This is a genomic window from Okeania sp. SIO2B3 (assembly GCF_010672525.1).
Taxonomy (GTDB): Bacteria; Cyanobacteriota; Cyanobacteriia; order Cyanobacteriales; family Microcoleaceae; genus Okeania.
In genome coordinates this window covers 138,892-165,888 of record NZ_JAAHGH010000007.1, presented here as the reverse complement: position 1 = coordinate 165,888, position 26,997 = coordinate 138,892, and the positions used below count along the sequence as shown (strand labels likewise).

The 26,997-nt window shown below is 35.5% G+C and carries 17 protein-coding genes and 1 pseudogene; 7 read left to right on the top strand and 11 right to left on the bottom strand.

What is annotated here, in order from left to right; all coding sequences use genetic code 11:
• Positions 1-9 precede the first annotated feature (9 nt).
• A complete protein-coding gene (locus F6K15_RS08980) occupies positions 10-2,313 on the bottom strand; it encodes a hypothetical protein (RefSeq protein ID WP_293059990.1) in 2,304 nt (767 codons plus the stop codon).
• 390 nt (positions 2,314-2,703) lie between these two features.
• On the opposite strand from F6K15_RS08980, the gene F6K15_RS08975 reads away from it, so the two are divergent.
• From F6K15_RS08975 to F6K15_RS08955, 5 genes are all read left to right on the top strand, one after another.
• The gene (locus F6K15_RS08975; protein WP_293059987.1) at positions 2,704-3,804 is read left to right on the top strand and encodes a Gfo/Idh/MocA family oxidoreductase; all 1,101 of its coding nucleotides are present in this window, start codon (positions 2,704-2,706) and stop codon (positions 3,802-3,804) included.
• Positions 3,805-3,997: 193 nt separating this feature from the next.
• Positions 3,998-4,255 (top strand): hypothetical protein, encoded by a 258-nt coding sequence (locus tag F6K15_RS08970; RefSeq protein WP_293059984.1) that lies wholly within the window; start codon positions 3,998-4,000, stop codon positions 4,253-4,255.
• A gap of 54 nt (positions 4,256-4,309) precedes the next feature.
• On the top strand, positions 4,310-5,263 hold the full coding sequence (locus F6K15_RS08965) for a DMT family transporter (RefSeq protein ID WP_293059981.1): 954 nt from the start codon (positions 4,310-4,312) through the stop codon (positions 5,261-5,263).
• Between the two features lie 196 nt (positions 5,264-5,459).
• Positions 5,460-6,155 carry an HAD family hydrolase gene (locus tag F6K15_RS08960; protein ID WP_293059979.1) on the top strand — a complete coding sequence of 232 codons (696 nt, stop codon included), beginning with the start codon at positions 5,460-5,462 and terminating at the stop codon, positions 6,153-6,155.
• Positions 6,156-6,318: 163 nt separating this feature from the next.
• Positions 6,319-6,900, top strand: a complete 582-nt coding sequence (locus F6K15_RS08955; protein WP_293059976.1) for a hypothetical protein — start codon at positions 6,319-6,321, stop codon at positions 6,898-6,900.
• Positions 6,901-7,145: 245 nt separating this feature from the next.
• On the opposite strand, the gene F6K15_RS08950 is transcribed toward F6K15_RS08955, so the two are convergent.
• From F6K15_RS08950 to F6K15_RS08905, 9 genes and pseudogenes are all read right to left on the bottom strand, one after another.
• The gene (locus F6K15_RS08950) at positions 7,146-8,438 is read right to left on the bottom strand and encodes an RNA-guided endonuclease TnpB family protein (RefSeq protein WP_293059973.1); all 1,293 of its coding nucleotides are present in this window, start codon (positions 8,436-8,438) and stop codon (positions 7,146-7,148) included.
• A gap of 667 nt (positions 8,439-9,105) precedes the next feature.
• Complete coding sequence (locus F6K15_RS08945) at positions 9,106-10,638, bottom strand: glycosyltransferase family 39 protein (RefSeq protein ID WP_293059970.1); 1,533 nt, start codon at positions 10,636-10,638, stop codon at positions 9,106-9,108.
• Positions 10,639-11,021: 383 nt separating this feature from the next.
• A pseudogene (locus F6K15_RS08940) lies at positions 11,022-11,186 on the bottom strand (sodium:calcium antiporter); the annotation flags it as partial.
• Between the two features lie 39 nt (positions 11,187-11,225).
• Positions 11,226-12,203, bottom strand: a complete 978-nt coding sequence (locus F6K15_RS08935; protein WP_293059964.1) for a lysylphosphatidylglycerol synthase transmembrane domain-containing protein — start codon at positions 12,201-12,203, stop codon at positions 11,226-11,228.
• A gap of 567 nt (positions 12,204-12,770) precedes the next feature.
• On the bottom strand, positions 12,771-13,898 hold the full coding sequence (locus tag F6K15_RS08930) for a glutathionylspermidine synthase family protein (RefSeq protein WP_293059961.1): 1,128 nt from the start codon (positions 13,896-13,898) through the stop codon (positions 12,771-12,773).
• Between the two features lie 82 nt (positions 13,899-13,980).
• On the bottom strand, positions 13,981-14,298 hold the full coding sequence (locus tag F6K15_RS08925) for a glutathionylspermidine synthase family protein (RefSeq protein WP_293059958.1): 318 nt from the start codon (positions 14,296-14,298) through the stop codon (positions 13,981-13,983).
• Positions 14,299-14,432: 134 nt separating this feature from the next.
• A complete protein-coding gene (locus F6K15_RS08920; RefSeq protein ID WP_293059955.1) occupies positions 14,433-14,876 on the bottom strand; it encodes a hypothetical protein in 444 nt (147 codons plus the stop codon).
• Positions 14,877-15,467: 591 nt separating this feature from the next.
• A complete protein-coding gene (locus F6K15_RS38205) occupies positions 15,468-18,512 on the bottom strand; it encodes a VIT domain-containing protein (RefSeq protein ID WP_363267561.1) in 3,045 nt (1,014 codons plus the stop codon).
• A gap of 1,572 nt (positions 18,513-20,084) precedes the next feature.
• Positions 20,085-21,026, bottom strand: a complete 942-nt coding sequence (locus F6K15_RS08905; RefSeq protein ID WP_293059952.1) for a ribonuclease Z — start codon at positions 21,024-21,026, stop codon at positions 20,085-20,087.
• 307 nt (positions 21,027-21,333) lie between these two features.
• On the opposite strand from F6K15_RS08905, the gene F6K15_RS08900 reads away from it, so the two are divergent.
• Complete coding sequence (locus tag F6K15_RS08900) at positions 21,334-22,500, top strand: SpoIID/LytB domain-containing protein (RefSeq protein ID WP_293059950.1); 1,167 nt, start codon at positions 21,334-21,336, stop codon at positions 22,498-22,500.
• Positions 22,501-23,584: 1,084 nt separating this feature from the next.
• On the top strand, positions 23,585-23,845 hold the full coding sequence (locus F6K15_RS08895) for a hypothetical protein (RefSeq protein ID WP_293059947.1): 261 nt from the start codon (positions 23,585-23,587) through the stop codon (positions 23,843-23,845).
• Between the two features lie 425 nt (positions 23,846-24,270).
• Here the strand turns inward: F6K15_RS08895 and F6K15_RS08890 are convergent, their stop codons facing one another.
• A complete protein-coding gene (locus F6K15_RS08890; protein WP_293059944.1) occupies positions 24,271-25,608 on the bottom strand; it encodes a hypothetical protein in 1,338 nt (445 codons plus the stop codon).
• Positions 25,609-26,997: the final 1,389 nt, after the last annotated feature.

Below are 26,997 nucleotides of genomic sequence, written 5' to 3'. Positions count from 1 at the left end.
TGATATTACTTATTCATTCAAAATACAGTCTGCTTCCAAAACCCATAAATTTTCTGTTTCTAAAACTGAACATTTATCTATAGTGCCAAATATAGCAGGAATAGTTCCATTTTGGAGGTTAATTCCAATCTGATTTCCCATTTGATGATACCACTGTCTCAACCAACGATTTTTCAGAACATATTCTGGCATAAATGCTTGACGGTCTAAGATTAAAAAATCTGTTTCATAAGTATTGATAAAATTCTGAATAAATTGAATATCTGAATGATACTGAGCAAAAATAAATTCTGTAGCTCGTTGTTTAATTTGATTGTAATAACCGAGATGATAAGGAATGGCATATTCCCAGGCAAACAATACCGAACGTTGAGAAAATGTAGGAATATAATTCGCCTCTTCTGAGAGAGAAGCAATGAGAATATATTTTGGTTGTTGAGCAAAAAATTGATAAACTTCTGGAGATTTACCTTTTTGATAATCAAGGTCAGAAAAATTTTTCCACAAGCTAAAATTACCAATAAATAAAATCCCTAAAAATCCGATAAAAATTAATCCTGCAACTCTTCTACTTTTGTCGGATGGCTGTTTATTTACCCATTGAAAGACCGCATCTAAAATTATGCACAAAACAACGGCAGTTGCTATAGCTAAAATTATCCGAAAACTATGATTTGTGTAGCGACTTGGTAAATGTAATTTGAATAATAAAAGATGAGCTGCCACGAATAAAACTACACCAGCAAAAAAAATCTGAACTAACAATTTAATATTCGGTGTTATTTGTTTAATTAAAGGTAATCTTCTGAGAAAAGTTTTTGCCTCATCAAAGTTATGAATTTTATCTTGTTGCTTGTTACTTCCTCCTTCTTCCTTCTTGAAAGTTGGAGTTAGTCTTCTGAGAAAAATTCTTGCCCCATCAAAGTTATGAATTTTATCTTGTTGCTTGTTACTTCCTCCTTCTTCCTTCTTGAAAGTTGGAGTTAGTCTTCTGAGAAAAATTCTTGCCCCATCAAAGTTATGAATTTTATCTTGTTGCTTGTTACTTCCTCCTTCTTCCTTCTTGAAAGTTGGAGTTAGTCTTCTGAGAAAAGTTTTTGCCTCATCAAAGTTATGAATTTTATCTTGTTGCTTGTTACTTCCTCCTTCTTCCTTCTTGAAAGTTGGAGTTAGTCTTCTGAGAAAAATTCTTGCCTCATCAAAGTTATGAATTTTATCTTGTTGCTTGTTACTTCCTCCTTCTTCCTTCTTGAAAGTTGGAGTTAGTCTTCTGAGAAAAATTCTTGCCCTATCAAAGTTATAAATTTCTTCTTCTTCCTTCTTCTTACTTCCTTCTTCCCTCTTCCCTCTTCCTTCTTCCTTCTGAAAAAGTATTGGCAAAAATAATCCAAGTATTAATATGTGAGGCAGAAATAATTGTTGAGGTAAAATGCCGCTACGACCGCCGAAGATGAAAAAATCCCAAGAATTTTGTAAGAAAAAAACACTTCTACCAGCTTCGCCAAACTCTGGCAAAATTCTTGCTTGAGCTGCTGTAATTACAGGTTCATAATTACTAGAATTTAAAGCATAAAATAAAATCACCAACAAACTTAATCCTAAACCCACTCCACTAAATAGATAATCCTGTGGATTTTTGCTCAGACAAAACCGCCTTTTTTCCCAATTTAAAAGTCTGATAATTAAAATCAAAGCAGTCAGGATAACGTATTGCGGATAAAATAATCCCAACAGAGCGATCGCTACTAAAAATGGAACTAATGATTGGCGTAATAAATAGTATAAAACTGCCAGAAATAGAGGATATAAAAAAGCTCTCGGTGTGCCAGAAGCTATATCATCTTGAAGCCAGATATTTTGACTTAATAATACTGAGGCAATAAAAGCAGCAAAAGGTATGGGCAATATCTGAAAACAAATTCCAAAACAGTAGGCAGCAGTTATTAAACTTAAAGGTAATGGTAATAATTTATTCAGGAATATTGGGTCTATTCCTACTTGGGAAAATAGCCAATAGAAAGTTTTATAACCCCATGGTGCAACAGACTGAAAATAATTGGCAATTAAATCATTAGGAAATAATTCTGGGTCTAAAAAACGACGCATCCAAAAAACGTGCTGTCTTGCATCATCTTGCACAATATATTCTCCACTAAATGCTTGTTTAAGTGCCAGTAAACTATATATTGTTGCGAAGGTTAAACTGAGAATTAGCCAGAATATTTTCTGATTTGTTTTTGGGGTATTTGATGGGATTAAGATTTGTTTAAGATTTTGGATGTACATGATTTTGTAGTAACGGTGTAGATTCAAAGTGTGCCTTGCTTATAGCTTGCTTCAGCCATATTTTTACTATGTTATATTCATTTATAGTAATTGCTTAACTACTAACAGAAAAGCATTTTATATTTGACTAAATTTATATTTAATCCCTTGATTTAGTAATCCCGTATTTTCTAGGAGGTTGTCTTTAGATTTGTACCTCTGTCATTTCAGTTATCAGTTGTCACAAATGAATTGTTTCTTTGCTAACTCATAATATATAAAGATACATAAGACTCAAGCTTTTCCAAACTATCTATGTAGACAAGACTCTACATTATTTATCTTCAAAATTAAGCGATCAATACTGATCGTCCATAAACCTAAAAACGTAAATAACTAACAGGAAAAATATATCGAGCTTTAAAAGCTTTGAAAAATATGCAACTACTAACTAGGACTAATCAATTTTCTCATCTTTTAGATAGAAAGTCAGATTTATTTGGATGTGTGCGTGTAGGTAATGGAAATGTAGCTTTATGGCATGAAAAAAAATTAAGCAATATTGGAATTCATACTTTAGGAATTATCGATCCAAATTTAGTTAAACAACAAGAGGCACTCAAGAGAGGAATAAATATATTTTCATCCTTAGAACAAGCAGCAGAAATACGCCCTCTATTCTGGGATATTTGTTCTCCTACTGATACTCATCTTGAAGTTATTAGAAATATTATAAAAATTGATAATGAGGCTAATCTTCTTGTAGAAAAACCTATCTGCAATTATGAAGATATTCAAATCTTGTGTGAGTTATTGAAGGAATTTAAAGGAAAGCTGGTTGTTAATGAAAACTATATAGCATCATTAGTAACTCAGAAGGTTAAAGAACTAATTATATCTCTGAAAGTTACCCCCCATAGAGTTGTCTCAGAGATGACTAAAAATAGAATAAATGATTTTATTAATGGTCGATTTTTAGATGATAAACTTTATGCTTTTGGCTATGAAGGTTCACATATAGTTGTAAATGTTATGACTTTGGGAAAAGAATATTTTCCTCAAAAAGTAGGAAAGATATTTTATCAAGATATAGATATAAATATTAATGATAAAAAATATTTTTTGCCTAAGCAAGGAATGGTAGAAAAACATTATACGGCAGTTAATGGTGCAGAAGTTGTTTTATATACTTCTATGGTAGGAAAGATAAAATATTTTTATCCAGGATACTCTCTAAGATACTTTGATAAACCTCCTAAAGAGGACAATTTTCGGTATCGTGTATTAGCTATAGAAGACCATAACCAGGGGATAACTGTAGCTGGATTTTATGAACCAATTTTTGGTGAAAACCGGGGAGAAGGAAGAGTTGTAATTTGTCAGGATGGCATTGTACAAAAAATTATTTCCTCTATAGCTGATGATACAATGGGTATATCCATGAAAAATGCCGTAGAATATTTTCAGGGAAAAAGAAATAATCCTTGTTCCGCAAGAACAGCTATTCAAATAGTAGAAATTATGAATTTATGGCATTAGACATCTGGTGAAAAAGAATAGATTTTTTGCAGAAGTAGGCAACAGGCAACAGGCAACAGGCAACAGACAACAGGGAATAAAATTTATGAAAAAAGACACAAAAAATGATCTAATCTATATGTATAATTTCTGGAGATATCTATTAGTAAAAAAAATGAAAGTAAACACTAAAATAATGGAGGTTTGAAATAAAATGATACTTTATAGTGATAATATTCCCCAGGTCAGAAGACATTGTGATACTATTAGAAAACTTTTATCAGAAGGAACAGCTAAACTGGTACATATTATAGTAGATAAAGCAGAAAAGCATTATCACAAAAAGACCACAGAATATTATTATGTACTCGACAGAACAGGACACATATCTCTTGACGACAAAATACAACGTAAATGCTTACTCCTCAAGCAAAAACTTTTAAATTTTAACTCTATCTTTGAGAAAGTTTAGATTATCAATTGCGGAATAATGAAAGAACGATAGCATTGGGAATTGGTATTATTTATGTTTGGTTTTATCATTGTTTTACTCGCATCATTCTGTTTTTGTTTCCAAAATGTAATAGTCAGAATTCTCTTCAATGAACAGAAAATTTTGGGAATTTTTCAGACAGGAGGATTTGTCATTCCTACCCTACAAAATTCTTTTCTACTAATGTTTATGCGGATGGTATTAGTAGTTCCATTAATGGCATCCTTCGCGACAAAACTTTACCCGCTAACCTGGCAAGATATTCGAGCATTAGGAAATAATGAAGCGCGTCCTATATTGAGGCGATCGCTCCTTGGTGGAGCATTAATGTTTCTATTCTTAGCACTACTTTTTATCTCTATCGGTTTAATCGAAACTGGAATTGCTTTAACTCTGTTTTTTACTTACCCAATATTCACTTCCCTATTTTCTTGGGCATTTTTGGGTATTCCCCCTACAAGGTTTCGCTGGATAGTAATGGTAGTTGTGTTAGTTGGTACTTTTTTGACTATTCCTTATACTCAGACAACATCTGATAGTTACAACGGAATAGGAGTAATTTTTGGCATTGCTGCCGGACTTGCTTATGCTCTCTATACTGTAAATGCACAAAAAAGTTTTGAAACTATGCATCCAGTTCCCTTTACTTGGATTAGTTTTGCTACTACTTTAGGGTTATCTGCTACAAGTTTATTAATTTGGCAGGGAGACTATGCTGACCTTAACTGGACTCCTATGTGGGTGGGTGGTTTCCTGTCAGCGATCTGTACTTTGAGCGGTCATTTAATGTTTAATTATGGAATTAAGTTAATAGGTGCTACTGCTGCTGCAACTATTGGCGCGACTAATCCTTGTCTTACAGCAATTTTAGCATGGTTAACTATTCAAGAAACTATTAATGGTTTGCAAATTTTGGGTATTGTTATTGTTACTATTGGTGTTTTGTTGTTGAGTCAAGAACATCGAGTAGTTGTTAAGCAGGAGTAATATTATGTGCAGTTGAATAGTTCAAATAATGAGTAATACAGCGCTTTCCGTAGGCAAAATTCAAAAGTTTAAAAGTAAGAAAAGATAGAATATTCGTACATGGGTGAGAAAGGAAATACTTTAAGGATAAAATAATAGCTAAAAGTACGAAATATTTATTAATTTCTAAACAATTAACCAGTTACTCTGAATCAAAATGACTACAATACTATTTTGGGATATTGATGGAACATTATTAACCACTGGTAGAGCAGGTATTTTTGCCCTAGAAGATGCTGCTAGAAAAATAATTGGCAAAGAGATAGATTTATCACAACTCAACACAGCAGGAGCAACAGATCGCTTACTAGCAGCTCAAATTTTAGAATTAGGGGGTATTACTCCCAATGATGGCAAAATAGACCAATTATTACAAGTTTATAGTGAATACCTACCTCAAAGTCTTACTAGAAAACAAGGGGCAATATTACAGGGAGTCAAAGAAATTCTCTCTCATTTACACCCCAACCGTAACGATGTAATTTCTCTATTACTAACAGGAAATACCTCTGTAGGAGCAAAAGCAAAACTTACTCATTATGGTTTAAATAATTATTTTAGTTTTACCCAGGGCGGATTTTCAGATACAGTAGCAGATAGAAAAGCGATCGCTCGTCAAGCGTTAACCAGTGCCCAAGAATTAGTCGGAGAAATTAACTTAGAAAAAGTTTATGTGATTGGAGATACCCCCCATGATATAAGTTGTTGTCAGGCCATTGGTGCTAGGTCCATTGCTGTTGCTACTGGTTCCTATAACTTGGAGGAGTTACAACAACATAATCCTTGGTGGGCCATATCTTCCTTGCCAACACCGGATATTTTCACCAACAAAATAGGTTTAGGGAATAGTTAAAACCTGCTTTTTTCCCGGTTATAATAAATTTGTCAGAAATAATATTTAAGAATCGTCTTAATTGCAAACTCAGTTTGATAAAAACCCAATTTTCTGTTTTGTTACAGAATAATTATGGTTTTAGCTTTCGTCCAACTAAAATTTAAACTTAGGAGGTTAAACTATGCCAGCAAGTCCTGAAACCATGAATGCTATTCGGGATTACCATACCAAACTTAAAGTTCTTAATCTCAGCCAACCCGATTCCTACACTTGCCAGAGTACCTGTATTGCTATGGCTGTTGATGACCCAAATATTGAAGATATTCGTCAGCAGTTGGAAGCCATCGGCAGTCCTGGCGATCCGCAAGTAATGGCCGATGTGATTCGTCAATTTCCGGTTAATTATGAATTGCATCTGAATGCTTGCCTTGATGATGCAAAGATCTGGCTGGAAGAGGGAGATTTTCTGATTACCCATGGTTGGTTAACTCATTCAGGTCATGTGATTTGCCTCTCAGGTCTGGAAATCGATACTCAAAACAATAGTTATAAGTTTGAGGTCAAAGACCCCTGGAGTGAATTCGATGCACCTAGCTGGAGTTACGATCTGGGAGGGAATTTCTACGATGGCTATTATTCCAGCTATTGTATCTATGCAGCTTGTGTTGCCAGCAGCAGTTATGGAGATGCTCAAAGTATCTACAACCAAGGGGAGTTAGACTCTAGTTACAAAAATATGTGGGTGCATCGATTCATGTCCTAATCTGCTAACGAAGTCAGAAGTCAGAAGTCGGAAGTTAACCCACCCCCGCCCCTCCCAGGAGGGGAGCCAGGAGGGGAAGTAGGGGATTGTCGAACTGACACCCCCACCGTAACGATGTAGTTTCTCTACTACTAACAGGAAATACCTCTGTAGGAGCAAAAGCAAAACTCACTCACTATAGTTTAGATAGTTATTTTGACATCCTCCCGACGCTCCCCTACGGGAGAGCGCGGGATTCCCATCCATCAGGACAACCGAAGTTGAATTGACTCAGGGTGGGTAGACGACTCATTGCCATCAACTACCTTTTTACGGTTAGAATTACGTCGGCTCCTCGTCTTGTTTAACGTCTCGGGCTGCCCGCCCGCGACGATATCAAAAAGTGATAGTTGTACAGGATTTTCTGCTACTGTTTCTTTGAGTGTTTCAGCTTTGTTTTTTGGTTGAACAACTTCTAGAATATTCAGTGCAGCATTGACATCTCTATCGTGAAACGTACCACAATTGAGACAAGTCCATTCTCTAACATTTAATTCTTTTTTGCCACCACGGAAACCACAACAACTGCATTTTTGACTTGTCGGTTCCCAACGGTTAATTACCCTAAACTCACGACCATATTTCTCACATTTTGCCTCTGTTAAAGTTCGGAATTGTCGCCATCCTAAATCACTAATTGCCTTAGCTAACTTGCGATTACGAATCATGCCAGAAACATTCAAGTCTTCTAATACAATTATGTCATATTTTCTAACTAAATTAGTAGACAATTTGTGTAGAAAATCTGTACGAATATCCTTAATTTTGGCGTGTAGTCTAGCTATTTTCAGCCTGCGTCTTTCGTATAGGTTACTACCTGACTCAGTTTTGGCAAACTTTCTTTGAAACTTAGCTAACTTTTTCAAGCTCTTTTTAAGAGGCTTGGGAGCTAATATTTTCTCCCCACTGCTCAATGTTGCAAATTTTGAAATGCCTAAGTCTATTCCGATTGAATTATCAGTTTTAGGCAGAGATTCAGGACTAATTTCTACTACAAAACTAGCAAAATAGCGGTTAGCTGAATCTTTAATTATAGTCAGAGATGTAGGCTGACTAGCTAATGGCCTTGACCAAACTATTTTGATTTTACCTACTTTTGGTAGATAGATTTTATCTTGATTAATCTGGTAATTAGCACCTACAAATCTGGCAGTTTGCTTTGACTTTCTACTCTTGAATTTAGGCGGTCTTGCTTTGACTCCTTTCCTTTTACCAGTACAACTATTAAAGAAGTTTTTGTAAGCTTGGTCTAAATCTTTTAATAATTGTTGTAATGGAGTAGAGGCTACTTCTTTCAACCAAAGCAATTCTTTCTTGGCTTGTGTTATGAATTGTTTGGTTAAATCAACATAGCTTGGTCTTTTAGCTCCGTTAACATACAGTTGATTGCAATGTGCTAAACTTTGGTTCCAAACATACCGACAACAACCAAACAATTGATTTAGTTTCTTGATTTGAATATGGTTAGGGTAGATACGATATTTATATCTAGCTTTCAATGTTTTCGACCTATTACTAACACGCTCGTAGTTTTATTATTATAGCATGGGTTGGCATTCATCCCGACGCTCCCCTTCGGGAGAGCGCGGGTATAAATGCCAACATTAGATAAAAACATCTTCATTTTCTGAAGCTAATAGCGCGTCAAAGGATTTGAGGTTGCATCCTCACAATTTTTCTGATATCGTAAGTATTGAATGGGGTAACTTGCCTATACGCATGACTTTTTATTCAACTCCTTTTTCCTAGTAACAGGGCGATCACTCTGATACAGGATTTTTTTTCCAAGAGCAATATCACAAAGATGTTCATAAAATGAACATCTGATAAAAATGCAGGCTTTTACCTCATCAAATCTTGCCATTAATCCTTCTTCATTCGAGAACCACGAACCTCTTCATTTTCTTAAGCTCCTAGCGCGTCAAAGGATTTGAGGTTGCATCCTCACAATTTTTCTGATATCGTAAGTATTAAATGGGGTAACTTGCCTATACGCATGACTTTTTATTCAACAAAAAAAATTGTATCGTTTCTGAGTGATAGAAGCCACATTCCGCTTTACTTCCCATAGAAACGCGTTGGCGGAGCCTAGCGGCAGCTATAACCTTCAGGTTGTAGAAATGATTTGCGAAAAAAACAAAATATCACAACCTATTTAGCCAGACCTCAACTCAAATCATATAAATATACATAAGACCCTGGCTTTTCAAAAGTATCTATTCTGAGACCAATTTCATTCAAATAATAATTTAAAAATCTCCTTTCTGCGGGAATATGAGTATGAGAAAATAATAACCAAACTCTTTTATTCCCCCGAAGTTTATCTAAGTCTTTTTCATATCTAGTCATTTCGGCAATTGATAATTCTTGACCATCATATTTATCTAAGTCATCCACTCCAATAATATAATCTCCCTCTTGATAACCATATTTTTCTGCATAATACTGAAATTGATATATTCCTCGTTGATAAATATATAAAACATCCCCTGGTTGTTGATGTTTTTGAATATAACTCAGCACAGGTTTAATTTCTGAATAAGTTATGGGGTCTTCTATCAAATCAATAGCTTTTGATAAAGGTTTATATAACAATAAAATAACCAAGAAAATCCCAATAATTTTTATCGGTCGAAACTTAGGTTTACTCAGAATATAACCTCCACCTGCTGCGATGAGAAAAATTACGAATGGTGTGAGAAATAAAACTAGACGACTCCGAAATGGGTATTGGTGTAAAAAGGAGGCTAGAAAAGTTACGAATAATGGAGAAAGTAATAGCAATAAAATTTCTTTTCTGCTCAACCAACAAGAAATACAACCTACTAAAAAAAGGATAATAGCTAATCCATCCATCCATTTAGTAAAACCCAAAGGTTTATAGAAAAATTTACCAAAAGCATCAAACATCCAAACAATATCAAATGGGGAACTAGGAAAACCATCGCCCCAAGAAGTTGTGAGAGTTTCGTTGCCAGTTAAATTTCTCAGAGATACAAAATAAAAGATGACAAAACTGAAAACCCAAGCTGAATAAATGAGTAATAAATTTTTGACTTTACTCAGGTCTTTCTGCCAAAAATTAATTAGTAAAGCACTCCCACCAATACTTGCCAAAATAAAGATAGAAGGATGAGAAAACCAAATAGCGATCGCTCCGAGCAAACCAAATCTAATCATTTGATCAAAGTTCAATTTTGCCTTGACCAAAGGTAGTAATAGTAGATATAAAAGGAGGGCGATCGCTACATCACTAGAATATTGTTTTACTTCTGCAGAATAGTAGACTAAGTATTCCAAACTGGCAAACAAAAGTAAACCTATAGGAATAGCAGATTTAGTCATCCATTTTTTTGCTAATTCATAAAATACAAATAAGGAACCTACGCCACAAATAAAAGGAAATAATCGTAGAGCATACTCATTATTCCCTAATATCTGAACTGCCAATTTTTCTACCATCAAAAAACCAATTGGGGCACCTTGGTCATAATCCAAAGGTTGGAGCAATTCCAAATAAGAACGATTGACAATATTCAAAGCCAAAACCGCTTCATCCGCCCAAAGAGAACGATTAGATAAATATTGAACTAACCTTACAGACACCCCAAAAGCAATAATTAAATATGGCAGTATTTGATTGTCAAGGAAAAATTTCCAATCTGGTAAATCAAAATTTTTATTTCTAATAATTTCCATCCTAAATTCCAACAAACAACAGCGAAAATTATCCTAGATATAATATCAAAATCAACCAACTCTCAAAGCCAATTTTTCCTAAACCATATTCCTGACGGGGTAACAAACCCAAAAGCAAAATTCCAGTCATCAAAATAGTCAGAGAAATTACCGAATAATTAATAATTAATAATTAAATAATTCGCGCCTTGAACCCGACCCTTTTAAGGGGAAAAAAGCGGTCGAGAGATGGCGTTTTGCTCCGCTTTATATGTTGCGGAGCGGCTCTGATAAGAGCGGGTCTCCTCGCCATCTCCAATCGACCAAGAGAAGAAATAATGTTTCCTTATATTCAATTCCGTAACGGTTTTAACCAGAGGTAATTATCAATTATCCATTATCAATTATCCATTAATGAAAAAACTTTGAGAATTAGTCAAACCATTATAAATAGAACCTCGGCGATAAGCAAAATCAGAAAAAGCTATAAATAAAACATCAAAAGTATTGCCTCCGATAATATCACTAACTGCCAAAGTTAATGCACCTTGACGGACAGCAGCAACAGAAGTTACTAACTCTGTTCATTAATTATCAATTATCCATTATCAATTATCAATTGATGAAATATTCTGCATTTTTTCCATAGCAATTAAATATTGTCCGAAAAATGGTAAACCAGCAATTGCTGGTAATACATAACGGGATGTACAAAGTAATCCTAAAGCCGCCCCAACTTCTGTAGAAAAATAAGGTTGATAAAACAGAATAAAAGCAGCATCACGAGTACCAACTCCAGCAAAAGTTAAAGGTAATAATCCAGCCAAAATTGCTAAGGGAGATAATGCTAAACTTGCCAAAAGTGGAACCGAAACATTTAACGCTAGAGTAAAAAACCAAATTTGTAATAAATGTCCGAACCAGATAAATATTGAAGTAGTAGCAATTTTCGTTAATTGTGCTTTGTCGTGCCAAAAATATCTGTGCATTTCTATCCAAGAATGCTCCAAATTATCAATCTTTGAATAGATTTTTTTCGGAGCTATTTTCCGCGCAATTTGAAAAAATATATTAGTAAATTTGCGAGAAGATAATAATAATAATCCAATAATTAATCCCAAAGTTACTCCGGCAGTCATCACCCAAAATAATAAATCTTTTTCTGGATAAACAATCAATCCAAAAGCACACCATATTAACAAAGAAACTAAATCACAAGCCTTTTCAAATATCACTAGAGATAAAGATAAACTTCCTTCTAAATGTCCTCTTTGTTTCATAAAATAAGCTTTGACAATATCTCCCATTTTTGAGGGCAATATCATATTTAATACACTGGCAGCTAAAATTAATTGATTTGCTTCTCCAAAATTTACATAAGATGATGATTTATTCCCTCTTTTTGGCATTAATTGTTGTAACCGCCAAGCAGTTAACATTGTCAATGGTGCTATCATACTAACGCTGATTACCATCCATATAGGGTGAGAATTCTGGAATACTTTTATCAGTCCAGCAAAATCAATTTTCCAATAAATAGCTGTCAGAATAAGTAAACTGATAATTATAGAAATTAGTCGTTTCATAAGGGTTTTTAACTGTTGTCTATCATCTGGTATTATCTACAATAATCTCTAAATTATCTATAAACTGTGCACTCTTATTTTTGTTTCTAGGTGTCTTTTTCTCCCTATCTCCCCATCTCCCCATCTAACGCACCATTTTAGCTGTGTCAGTCCACTACTAGGATTCAAAACTGAGTTAGAGCCGAATAACCAGCAAAAACCTTACTAGGTAAACACGCTAGTGTAGCTCGTCATACCTATAATTGGGGACTATGGTTAACCAGAAACATCTTGAATTACAACCAGTATAATCCCGATATTCAACAATTAATAATTAATAATTAATTATTAATTATTAATTATTAACAATTACCTCTCCTTGAAAAGAAGAGGATTGACTAATCATGAAAATTTTTCTTTATTATCCCCTTAAAAGGGGAGGCTTTAAACCACAATTTTTCGGTAAAATCAAGTTTCCTACGGCAATTGACTTACATAAGCTGTTGGTAGCAATGGTAAAACCTAATAACTGTTAGTACTATGAAGTGTCGATTGAAAGAGGCTAGCTAACGGCTGAATGCTTACTATTCATGTAAAATAATGAGGAACAAATCTACTTAAATCTTGAGTGACAATTTCTCTATCTTCCCTAACACAAATACCAGCCGCTTCTCCACCAATAACCCAAGCACCAATCACAGGATAATAACCATCAAAATTCGGCAATTGATAATAGGATTGATAAATTAAAGGTTCATCTTCATATATTCCTTCGGTTTGATATTCTCTATCTCCAAAATAAACAGTAATATTTCCACCTTCTCTAGAAAAAACTGGTTTACTTAGATAGGGATGAGATAATTTGACCGAGTCAAAATAGGCAGGCAATAAATTAGGATGGTCTGGAAAAAATTCCCAAATAATTGGCAGAATAGCTTTATTACTCCAAATTAATTTCCAAGCAGGTTCGATTAAATTCATGGGTTCTAATAATAGATATTTCCCGAACTTTTCTCGCATCATCCATTCCCAAGGATACAACTTGAATAAATGACGAATAATTTGATTATCCAGGTCGCAAAAAACTTCTAAATCTTCACTCCAACCAATATCATCTATATAAATATGCTGAGTATTTAATCCTGCTTGAATTGCCAAATCTCGCAAATATTCAACAGTTCCTAAATCTTCCAAAGTCTCTCTTTCACAACTGAAATATAAAGTCTCCCCTGCCAAACCATTCATTTCCACAAAAGCTGCCAATAACTTTTCATGCACAGAATTAAATTGATCCGCTTCGGGAAACATTTCCTCCAACCAAGTCCACTGCACCACACTGGTTTCTAGAAGAGCAGTCGGCGTATCAGCGTTGTATTCCAATAACTTCGGTGGGTTAACACCATCATAAGCAAAGTCAAAACGACCATAAAGACTAGGGTCATCCCGTTGCCAAGACTGGCGACATAATTCCGCAAACTGTTCCGGAACAGATAATTGAGAAAAACGGTTTTCTTGAATAATGCGCTCTGCCGCTTCAATATATAATTCTTGTAGAGTTTGAGTTGCTGCTTCTAATTGATTTATTTGTGAAGTAGTGAAATAGTAACAAGCAGTCTCATCCCAATATGGTTCTCCATACATATTATAAAAGTGAAAGCCAACCGCTTCACATTTCTGCTGCCAGTTGGGGCGAGGTTCAATATTTATCCGTTTCATTTGTTACTTTATTTTTTGAATTTTCATTTTGGATTTTATAGCAGTTGAAGCAAACAGGGCGGACATATCAAAAGCTTAAAACTCAGACAACGCAAGCTTTTTCCTTCTTCCTTCTTCCTTCTTCCTTCCGTTGCCAAGACTGGCGACATAATTCCGCAAACTGTTCCGGAACAGATAATTGAGAAAAACGGTTTTCTTGGATAATGCGCTCTGCCGCTTCAATATATAATTCTTGTAGAGTTTGAGTTGCTGCTTCTAATTGATTTATTTGTGAAGTAGTGAAATAGTAACAAGCAGTCTCATCCCAATATGGTTCTCCATACATATTATAAAAGTGAAAGCCAACCGCTTCACATTTCTGCTGCCAGTTGGGGCGAGGTTCAATATTTATCCGTTTCATTTGTTACTTTATTTTTTGAATTTTCATTTTGGATTTTATAGCAGTTGAAGCAAACAGGGCGGACATATCAAAAGCTTAAAACTCACACAACGCAAACTTTTCCTTCTTCCTTCTTCCTTCTTTCTTGTGCTATATCAACCTTTGCCACCACCTCTACCGCCAAAACTACTACCGCCTCTACCACCTCTACTACCAAAACCACCTCTATTCACCGTACCTACAGAAGTTGTAGACCTTCCAGAAGGACTTCTGAGGATACCTGCATTACTGGGAACTGGTTGATACCTACTACTACTACTATTTCGATAATAGTATATTCGGCCACTAGAACTACTAGAACTACTAGAACTACTAGAACTACTAGAACTATAGTAGTAGGGACCATAATAATACCCAGGTGGATAACTGCCATCGGTTATCAGTTCGCATTTTTCAACTCCTCCCCATTCTCTACTACAGTCTTCGAGACTTTTATAGATTTCCCGACGTCTACGAGATGCGCAAGCTGTAATAGAAATTGAAGAGATTAATACTAAGGAAATAATAATAGTTCTCTTAATTTTTCTTGTCTGAGTCATTTCAGTTATCAGTTATCAGTTATCAGTACCTCTAGCTGTTTGTGCAGCATTTCGCAGGAAAGTCAAAGGCTTAAAATACTGAAGTTTATTCTTTTCATCCGCTTAAAAGGTAAGGGAAACCTGATTTTTTGGTCATGGACTTAGAATTAGGGCTTGCTGATTAATTCTCGCGCGTATTGATAAATATAAGGTATTAGCCTTTTTGGAGTTCAAAAAAGTGCCAGCTTTTCGGTGCTAAGAGCTGCAAAAAGCTAGTATTTTGGGCTGACTATGGTAGAACAATCTTGGGACAAAACGCCCGCTCCTACCTCCTCGCTCATTCCCCGTTCCTCCTGTCTCCTGTCTCCTATCCCTACTAAAAGACTTTTTCAGCAAACCCGAATTATTACTGCTATTTCCACCATAGCTGCTCAATTTGAAAAATCCTTCAATTTGTAAATTTGCTTTACATAAGCGGTCGCTCTATATTTCTCTAAAATTAATTGGTGGTAGTGCATAGTAATAGTAAAAAAGTTTGGGGGGAGGATGGGGAGTGTGGGAGAAATTAAAAAATATATATTCTCGCCATTACCATGCAGGACTACCAATTAATTAACTATTCTCTGACAACTTTTTAGCTTTGCACAACTGCACCCAATGTTTCCAACCCATATATAAACCAAACAATAATATCGCCCAAACAAAACTAGGTTCTGGAATACCCACCATCCCATCAGGGGTGTGTTTTTTCACTTTCTCCCGACGACTAGAATTATTAGGGTCAACTCGTTGCTCGTCACTCACCGCTACAAAAGCAGTATATTTCGACAGCAACCGATAACCCAAGGCTACATTTGTCACAGCTTCAACTCTTTCTGACATCTCCCCATCAGTCATTTCCAGCATCAACTCCTTAATTTTCGCCCGTCCCCAAAGTTGAGCGATCGCTTCATTCCCACCATCTGAGTCAAAGCGCAAGGGAAAAGTCTTACGATATGGTTTTCCACCAGCAGCAACGGCAGTTATTTGCAAATTTCCACTGAGTCGGTCTTGTTTACGTCCGTACAAAATTAAAGGTTCTTGAGCAAATAAGTCTGCAGGTTTGAGTGGGAATATTTCGGGAGCTTCTCCTAAACCCTGCCAAGTTACTTCTATATTGGTCAAAACTGGGTTATTAATTTCATTGAAAAACTTTTCTACTACTGCATCAACAGATTCATCGTGACGCACAACATGGACTGTACCCCGTCCCACTTCTGCCAGTCGGTTTAATAAAAATCGATTTACGGAGCTACCAACACCAAAACTATAGAGACGGTTTCCTGGTTGTAGTTGTTTTTGTATGCGAGAAATGATTTGATTTTCATTGCCAATTAAACCATCTGTTACTAGGACAATACTTCGCAGTCGCCCATTTTTTGCAGGTGAAAAATTCAGTACAGTATCAATTCCATTGAGTAATTCTGTTCCACCATTTGCCTTTAAGTTATTAACATAATCTATGGCTTTTTTCTGGTTAGCAGGAGTATTAGCTAAAGGTTGGGTTGATAATGTTTGAGCGCTATTAGCAAAGTCAATAATTGTGAAGGTATCGTCAGGATTTAATCCCTGAAGAAAACGGCGCATTAATACTTTTGATTGTGCTAAAGGCGCACCGCTTTGTGAACCGGATGTATCCATTAAAAATACTACATCTTTGGGTACAATTTCTTTAGTTTGATATTCCAGAGCGGGAATTAAAGAAACTGCAAAATGTCCGCCTTTATTATCTGCTTGAGAGAGAACTGTAGATTGGGTTTCTTTGCCAGCTACTTGATAACGAAGAACTAAATCTTTATTGGGAATAGTGTCAGTTTTGTTTAATTGTACTTGAGTAATAGATGGTAATCCTGATGCAGCAACTTTTTGAATTTGGATTTGATGAGAGGTGGAGATAATATTAGAAATTGGTACTCCAGCATCAATTTCAACTGTGACATTAATATCATAGCCTGAACGTTCTTTTGGCGGAGTTTTTGCCGTTTGAGAAAGTAAATTAGTCAGAGAATTTGTGGTAGGCAAACTTGCTAAATGAATTGGTTTTTCTGGAAAGCTACTTAAATTAGAATTTCCTGGATGATAACGAGGTCCGACAACCATAGGAAAGACAAATTCATAGTCGCCCCCGGCAAATTTTAAAGCATCAGTGTAGCGAATTACTACCTCTATAGTTTCCCCTGGTTTAATATTAGCTAAAGACTGAGTAAAAATATTAGGTCGTTCTTGTTCTAATAAAGCAGCAGTTTTTCCTTCTTTTTTAGCTTTATTGTAGATTTTTTTAGCTTGTTCCCGTTTTTTAATAACACCTTTAATCACGCGATCGCCTATGCGAATTTCCATATCATCTACAGCAGATTCATCGGGCAACGGAAATTGATAAACTGCTTCTAAAGGAGTTTGATAGGGATTAGTAAAACGTTGTACTACTTCTACCCGCGATACATTTCCCGCAATTTTAGCTGTAACATCTGTATGTTCTAATGGAAAAGCTTGTACCGTCCCTGTGGGAGATTTTGCATATAATCCGCCAAATTCTGGAGTCGAAATAACTGGTTTTCGAGGTTCTAATTTAAGTTTTTCTGATTGAATAACAACAGGTTTTTGTCGAGGAGAACTTGAAAATATTCCTGCTAAAACTATCCCCGTTAAAAATAAGCAACTTATACCTGCAACTCCACCAATAAATAATTTAGGAATATTATTTTTGACTGTAGTTAATTCTGGATAACTATTCAAATCATGTAAAATTTCCCGTGCTGTTTGATAACGATTTTTAGTCGCAGTTTTCAGCATTTTATCAATAATTTGACTCAACTGAAGAGAAACAGGACTTTTTAAATAATCTCGCCAAACCCAAGTATCTTCACTACTATCAAATAAATCAAAAGGCGCTACTCCAGTAAGTAGATAAATACAAGTTATAGCCAAACTATAAATATCACTAGCAAAGATAGCTTTACCCCTTACTTGTTCTGGTGCAATATACGCAGCCGAACCAATTAAAGTTCCAGTTTTTGCCAAAGCAGTTTTAGATGTAAATTTAGCTGCACCAAAATCAACTAAAACTAGAGAATATTTCTGATTTTCACCTCGTTCGGACTTAGCAATACGAACAATATTTTCTGGTTTAATATCTCGGTGTATTACCTGATGGCTATGAACAAACTCCAAGATAGGTAACATTTCATTCAGAAATTCTCGGATTTTAGTTTCACTGAAAACTCCCTCCGTTGCCAACTCTTCAGCTAAGTTTTGACCAGCAATATATTCTTGTACTAAATATTGATGATTATCTTGAACTAAATGAGCAAAAAGCTCTGGTATTTGTCGATGTTTACCAAGAGTTTCTAAACGTATTGCTTCTTCTTCAAATAATTCTGTTGCCTTCTGAATACTTTTAGCATCTTGAACTGTAGAGAAAAATTGTTTAATTACACATAAAGGTTTTGAAGGTTTGAACTCATCCACAGCCTTAAAAGTTCGGCCAAAACCACCCTCACCAATAATTTCTAAAGCACGATATCGTTCTGCCAATAATAGTTTTGAACCACATTCCTGACATAGTTCTGTTTCTGCTGAATTCTGATGTAAACAGTTAGGATTAAGACATTTACTCATGGTATTTATTCACTTTCTAGAATGACACTAAAAATCAAATTTTACGAGTAGACTATGATGGTTTCTTTACCTATTAATAAATTGAATGTATCAGCAAATCAAAAAAGGAAATAGGGAACACAAATTACAGCGGATTTCATCTTAGTGAAGTACAACTGTAGCGGGCAAGATGCCCGCATTACAAAGGCTTTATTATTAATATTTGTACTTCATATACTGGGAATCTGCTGTATCTACACAGGGAAGAGAGAACAAAAGTTATTTGCCATAACGATAACTCAAATATTCCCACTCATCTCTACATAGCTTGGAGACCAAAACTTTACCGAATAATTAATAATTAGGGTTTGCTGAAAAAGTCTTATGGGTGAGGGTAGGAGACAGGAGACAGGAGACAGGAGAAAAAGGAATTTAGAGGAGGTAGGAGTTTAAGAATTGTTCCTTGATTTTTCTGCCCAAATATGCACCTAAAATACTAATTTTTTGAGTGTGAAGAGCTGAAAACCAGGCACTTTTTAAAAGCTCCAAAAAGGCTAAAACCTTTATCTGTAAATACTTTAATATTTAATCAGCAAGCCCTAATTAAATAATTAAATAATTAAACAATTCAGCTAATTCTGCCTCCCTTTTCAACGGGAAAAAAGCGGTCGATATTCGTAGCTTCCCGAAGGGTGGAATGGCTCCGAAACCTGCGCCATATCCAATCGACCAAGAGAATAAATTTTTCCCTTATTGGTCAATCCTCTCCCTAAAAGGGAGAGGTAATTATCCATTATCCATTAATGAACTTTCCTATCAAAAACATAGTTAAATTCCCTAGGTTCATTCCAGTTTTAATATTTACTTTACAAACAGTCTATAAATATGTCATTTGCTTAAGAGCAACTATTGTTGATATTATGAATAATCAACCAAGAATTAAATTATTTGACTGAGATTTGTAACAAGAAACTATCATCTTGTTTACCTTCACCCTCAGTTTCTTATTTTCCCGAATAGTAAAAAAATTGGCGTTGGTGATTTGAGGTATGATATGATCTAAAAACCGTTTAATTCGGTATAAAAAAATGTTCCATCTTCAACGATTATCAAATATTTCTTGATTTTCCCCTCCTGGGAGGGGGAGGGGCGAGGGGTGGGTCCCCATCACCCCATCACCCCATCACCCCATCACCCCATCACCCCATCACCCCATCTAATTACACCGATGCTACCGGATTTGATATGATATCTTGTCCGGATAAGAGCGCCATAAAACTTCGTTCCGCGCTCCGCGTTTTCGGTGCGGAATGCGACACGACATATTTGCGTAGCATTAACGTTTGCGGTAGCATTCCGCCAGGAAAGTTTTGCGCTGAAATATCTAATATATGGGATTGAAAATTGATGGTCAAACTAATTGGTTGCACCTGGTTTCAAGCGAAACACATACTTGGTATAAAGAAGGAAGTTTTTAGTCGCGTTTGCGTAGCATTTCAGACCGAAAGCGGAGCAGAGTTATATCGCGCTATAAACGGACATGATATAACTCCTGCTCTCCGTTCTTTTGTTTCCACTACTTCTCACCTTTAACTAAGAAGTCTCATCAAATCTAGGAATTTCATAACTCAGAAAATCATAAGCCATATCAGTATTAGGAAAAATAGCACGCGCCTCCTGTAGCAAATCATCCAACAAAATAAGATTCCCAGGAGCATACCTAGGACTAAAATGAGTCATCATCAAACGTTTAGCACCTGCGGCCAAAGCAACCTGCGCAGCCATAGTCGAAGTAGAATGTAATCTTTGAAAAGCCATCTCAGCATCCCGATGAGAAAAAGTAGCCTCATGAACAAGTAAATCTGCATCCTGTGCCAATTCCACCGCCCCATCACAAAAAACAGTATCAGTACAATAAACAAACTTCCGGCCAATCTGAGGTGCTCCACATAAATCTGCCCCACTAATTTTCCGTCCATCAGACAAAGTAATCCATTCACCCCGTTTTAACTTCCCATATATAGGACCAGGAGGAATACCCAAAGCCTTAGCCTTTTCCACATCAAAATGTCCCGGTCGGTCCTTTTCTGTTACCCGATAACCAACAGCAGGAACCCGATGTTTTAAATAACCACAACTAACAACATATTCATCATCCTCATAAATTACACCAGGTCTAGATTGGTAAATCTTCAGAGGATAAGCCAAACGAGTTTGAGAATATTTAATACAACCTTGCAAGTAATTCTCCAGCTCCGGGGGGCCATATATATCGATACTTTTAACATTTCCCCCCAAACCACAACTAGCTAATAACCCCATCAGACCGAAAATATGGTCGCCGTGCATATGAGTAATAAAAATACGAGTCAGTTGACTAACCTTAAGTTCGCTGCGGAGAAACTGATGTTGAGTTCCTTCCCCACAGTCAAACAACCATAATTCACCCCGCTGAGGTAAGCGTAAAGCAACACTCGAAACATTACGCGATCGCGTCGGGACACCAGAGCTAGTTCCTAGAAAAGTTACCTGCAAAACTTCAAGCTTCCTAAATAAACTAAAAAAATATGATAATTATATCCACAAGTGATAATTATTCTCTAATTTTACCCTGTGAGATTTATTATCAAAATAATGTGGGTCGAAAACCCCGCCTTTTAAGGCGCAATATTTTTGGAGGTTTGCTCAAACCCCCGTTACAAAAATAACTTCTGTACGGGAGGTTCGCGTTTGCGGAGCATTCCGTAGGAAACCACCCCTACTGACTTCTGACTTCTGACTTCGTTATAGCTTTTACCTACATTTAGTTAACCTTAAAGTTAAATATAAAATCTAAAATCTGATGAGTTCTGGATTGCTATTTATTTCTGTTATTAATCGTTCCATTAAACCACTAAAACACTATTTTTGGACATCCATTCTATTCTGGTTACTAGCGATCGCCCCTGCTCAAGCTTCCCTAGTCTTGCGAATTGCCATTCAAGAAGGGGCAAAAGAAGTTAAAGTTGGTAGTTCCACAAGCGCCATAATTAGAGATGGTGCGGGTAGAGCTATTGGCGAACTACAGCCGACGAAAGGCTTTACCGCCGAATTAAAATCGGGAAAAGTTGCTTTGTCCAACTGGGTATCTGGTCAAATGTGGATCGAACCCAAAGGGGAAGGTTATGTATGGATAGGCGATCGCTGGTATCGTGGACGTACTCACATTATCCCTAGCAAATCAGGAATTACAGCTATCAATTACGTTGATATAGAACAATATCTATATAGTGTTATTGGAGCAGAAATGAACGGAAATTGGCCTCAAGCAGCTTTAAAGGCCCAAGCAGTTGCAGCCCGCTCCTATGCTCTAAATAAGCGTCAAGAAAATAGTAATAATTTCTACGACTTAGGCAATGACCAATTATGGCAAGTATACCAAGGAATTAAAACAGAGTCTCCAGGTACTTATGCTGCTGTTGATGCCACTAAAGGTCAAGTGCTTACCTACAATGGTCAAATTATTTTAGCTCTATTCCATTCATCCTCTGGAGGCCATACAGAAAATGTAGAAGATGTTTGGTCAAACCCACTTCCTTACCTCCGCGCAGTTCCCGACTTCGATCAAGACGCCCCAGTTTATGAATGGACAGAATCATTTACTCAAGCGGAATTGAAACAGCGAATATCAGGTGTAGGAAATATCATATCTATGTCACCTCAGACTACTACTCCTCACAATAGTGTAATTACTATAAAAGTTTTAGGGGATGCAGGAGTTAAGACTCTTCAAGGTACAGATATTACAGCAGCTCTGGGATTAAAAAGTACCAGATTTATAGTTACTCCTAATAAAGACGAAGGCCAACAAATTCCAACCAGTTTCAAAATTACTGGAAAAGGTTTTGGTCACGCTGTAGGAATGAGTCAATGGGGAGCTTATAATTTAGCTAGGAACGGATATAATTACCAGCAGATTTTGTTGTACTATTACCAAGGTGCAAATTTAGCTAGAATAGATGTACGCTAAAACTAGAATTTAGGTATTCTTTCTAGTCTAAGTAATTAAATTCTACTGTTCAGTAAAAAAAAATCTCAAAAACCCAGATTTTACTAACAAGAAAAGATTTAAATTGTCTTGATTAATGGTGTTGAAATACAAAAATAATCCCGGTAATGGTAGTTCTATAAGTTTTACGTATTTCTATCATTTATTGATTATTTTATTCTCAAACAACTTTTTTTCAGCTTAATTTATATGATCATTCTATAGTTACAGATATTTTCAGTTTAATGAAGTATATAACTTCATCCAAGAAACCAAATTTTCTTTACTATTAAATAAGGGAGTAGGGATTAGGGAGCAGGGATAATAGGGATACTTGTCCTGTTTCAACAATTAATAATTAATAATGTAAGCATTCAGCCGTCAGCCATCAGCTATTGATTTTAATTTAGGATAGAAGCTTGATTAATTGTCTTATACCAGTTTTATATGTGGTTGTATAGAATTATGAAATTCATTAAATCTATCTATCTCTATCTACTCCTATCTGCGGTCAATTATGCTTGAAATATTATTCTATGCAACTTCATTTCAATTTGGTATTACTATAAAAGTTGTCTCCCTTGCCCTTAAAGTCAGTCGTTAATTTAAACACTGTCCTTAACAAGAGAGTCTTGTTGCTGATAGCTGACAGCTAATAGCTGAATGCTTACTTAATAATTACCTCTCCTTGAAAAGAAGAGGATTGACTCAAAGGAAAAAAATTTTCTTTTTTCCCTTTAAAAGGGGAGGCGCATACCCACAATTTCTCGGTAAGAAGATAGGTTTTTTCATCACTAATTATCCGGACTTGATATAATGATTTATCTCATCTACCTTCTGATAATTGAAGGAATGTAGCAACTAATATCCTGAAATCTTTAAGGGATATCTAAAATAATACTAAACTTTGTAGAAACAAAGAGATGATAATTTTCACCTATTCCCTGTACCATCTTTTCACAAGAAACATCAGTAAACCTGATTTATAATGTTAATTATGCCCTCAAACCTCTGGACAGTTCTCGCAGAAAAAAAAGGTTCTATATTTTATATTTTTAGATAACAAATGCAAAAATGGGAATATATATTAGTAGATGCTAGTCCTTATCCTTTTGGAGATAAGCTGATTAGCATATATATCAATGGTCAAGAATGGCGAGACTGGAAAGACAGAGAATTACATGAGTTAGTTAATTATTTGGGTAATCAAGGATGGGAATTAGTAGCTATTCGCCATGACTCAAAAAATGATAATAATTACTTCATATTTAAACGTCCGGTAGTGGTGCATAGTAATGGTAGAGGCAATAGGGGAGTAGGGGAGTAGGGGAGTAGGGGGGAGACCTCAAAGGGAAAAAACTGTGAGTAGGAAAGACACCGAAATACATCCTCTCTCTTGGTTTCATGGATATAGCAAGGAGACCCGCTCTTGACAGAGCAGCTTTTGTAGGGGAATGCTATCCCAAGCGCTAACGCCATCCCTCGAACGCTTTCTTTTAATTGGACTTGAGGTGGTCGTAGATGACATAATTAGGTCATTTGTCCCAAGTTCAATCAATACCATTACCCTTGCAGGACTGTCAAACGCTCTAAAATTATACCAAATTAAGGGGTGGGTTGACTCCTAAGAAATAACCTCTTTATTTGTAGCAAATATTTATCAAATTAGTATAACACCTAATTCTGTACAGCCTCACATACAATTGGTATTACAAGATAAATTATCGATATTTAAGCACTTCAGTTAATATCTTAAGCATCTGATTGATTTAATCTTTTTTGCCATTCAGCATCAATTTTATCTGCTTGTTCAGCTTCCTGTTCTAGAATACTCTTTTCAGTTGTATATGCTAAACTTTCACGACCAATAATAGTTTCATTCGCAAATTTTTTAGCATATTCAATCTTCTGTTTTAACTGACTATCTGCTTGATTCAAAGTAATAACTCTTTTTTGCCTTTGTTGATTCCGTGCCTCTACTTTACCATTACGCCATTGTACCCAAAAATAACGAATTAAAGGTAAAACTAAAAAACCAACACCATAAACCAGTAGAAGAGGATAAATAACTTCAACAAAAGAAATAAATCCTCCTATCTGAGCTGCTACCGTACCATCTTTTAGCAAAGAACCCAAAACTAAAGCACCAACAAAATTTACAGCACCAAACCCAGTTGCTAACATTATTTGACTAGAAGTTGCCTCACTAAACCGCCAAAGTTTTTCCTTTAAAAATGCAGAAATAGGTTGAGAATTCCACCCTTTTGCCGTTGCTTGTAATTCAGGAAAATGATAAACAATTTGACCCTCAGAACTAACCTCCGGACGACCATTAAAACGAATTAATACTGGTAAAATATACTCTTCATATTCCAAAGCATAACCTTTACCCAAATCATCTAAATAAGGAGCAATTTGTTCAGCAACTACCGCTCCTTGATTATTCTTAATCACAGTAGCGATCGCTTGCCAACGTCGTTCATCTAAATTGAAATTTGGGTTGCCATCTCCAAACAAAAAAGAAAACACAGCTTCAAAAAAATTCATCCCATTTTTTTGACCTTGAGAATGATATTTTTGTCTTTGACGTTGATATCTATAGGGTCGGTCGTAATAACCCCAATCAAACAACAAAAACCAATTAGAATTAAACCAAAACCCAGGGAAAAATATCATCCCGCCACCGGAATTATTACTCCTACCACCTGAGTCATTTTGATCGCCACTAGAGTTAAGAGAAATCACAATAATAGCAATAGCCACCAGTATAATTACAAGAGAAAGTATCAACAAAATACCAAAAGAAATTCGGATTAAATAAAACAATACTCGCCAGACTTTCTCCCACCATTCTCGCCATCTTAACCGCCAGAATTTATTCCTTAAAATACCTCTAAAATTCTGAGGAAATAAATAAGCAATTTCTCCCGTTTCTGATACTTGTAAATGACCACCAGCATCTGTAGCTAAAGCTAATAATCCTTGTTCTGTCACTTTCACATCTAATCCAGCTTTAGCTGCCACATCTCCCACAGTAACACGGTAGTCCAAATTCTCCACGGCTTTCATTATCGCAGGATTTGGAGTCATAACATTACCTCTGACCTAAATTTACTTATCTATTAAAATTATAGACAAAAAATAATCTATCTAGGAGTAAGCATTTAGCTATCAGTTATTAGGAGTCAACTATCAAAACGCTATACTAATTAGGGTTTGCTGAAAAAGTCTTTTAGTAGGGGTAGGAGAAAACCCACCCCTCGCCCCTCCCCTTCCCAGGAGGGGAAAGACAGGAGACAGGAGACAGGATAAATGGGAATTTAGAGCAGGTAGGAGTAACAATTGTAATAATTATTTTTCTGCCCAATTATTGCCTAAAATACGCTCCTTTTTGAACGTTTTTGACTGAAAAAAAATCGCACTTTTTTCTATCCTAAAAAGGCACTTTTCTTGATCTGTCAAGACTTTTATATTTAATCAGCAGAGCAATAATAATTAATATTAATTATTAATTGTTGAAGAGGCATCAGGAGTCAGGATATGGAGAGAAAGCATAAGAGAAAAAGGTTGAAAAATACGCCCCACCTCCCTATCTCCCCACCGATTTATCTCTGTTTAAATATATCTCAAATTGGTTCTATATTAATACCGGAAATTATTTGTAAAAAAATCTCCTCTAGTTTATTTTATTGAATAAAAATACTAAATGATGAATGAGATTTATTTTCTTAACTTGATTCCAGTTTCTGCATAACTCATATTCCTCAATAAATACTAATTGATATCTCTTGCAATCCTATTTTAATTGTAATTTTTTAGGGAAGGAGTTAGTAGTTACAGCAGATTCCTTGCATAAGAAGTACAGAGATTAACAATTGAATGTTCCCAGTGCGGGCATCTTGCCCGCTATAGCATCTTGCCTGCGATGGGTGTAACTTATAACTTCGGAAACTGCTGTAAGTCATAAATTTTGAATTTATAGTAGCATTTTGAGATAATTATCAGTATAGAGAAATAATTGAAAAAGATAATTCCACTTAGTTAGTGTTAAATTTCCGACAATAAACCCAATGTCAATTGTTTCTCAAATTAAAATCAATCGTGATTGAGAAGCTAAGAAAATCTAAATAATTCTTCACTCATAAACAATTACTAGAGTTATTAATTGATATTATACTAACAAACAGAATCACAAAAAAAAATCATCTCTCATCCAATTAAACCTTAATGTATTCTTCTAATTATATATATAAATCCTAAATAATTTGTGAGACTTTTTATAATAGTTAAGATTGACGAAAAACCTTGAAAATTCTGACTCCTGACTCCTGACTCCTGACTCCTAACTACCACAGAAATATTACAATTGAAATAGGATTGCTATATTATAATTTTATCTTGAAGACCTCCAAGAAAATAGAGGATTTACTGGCATAATTTTAGTCAGAGATTAAAGCCATAAACTCAAAAATTATCTTT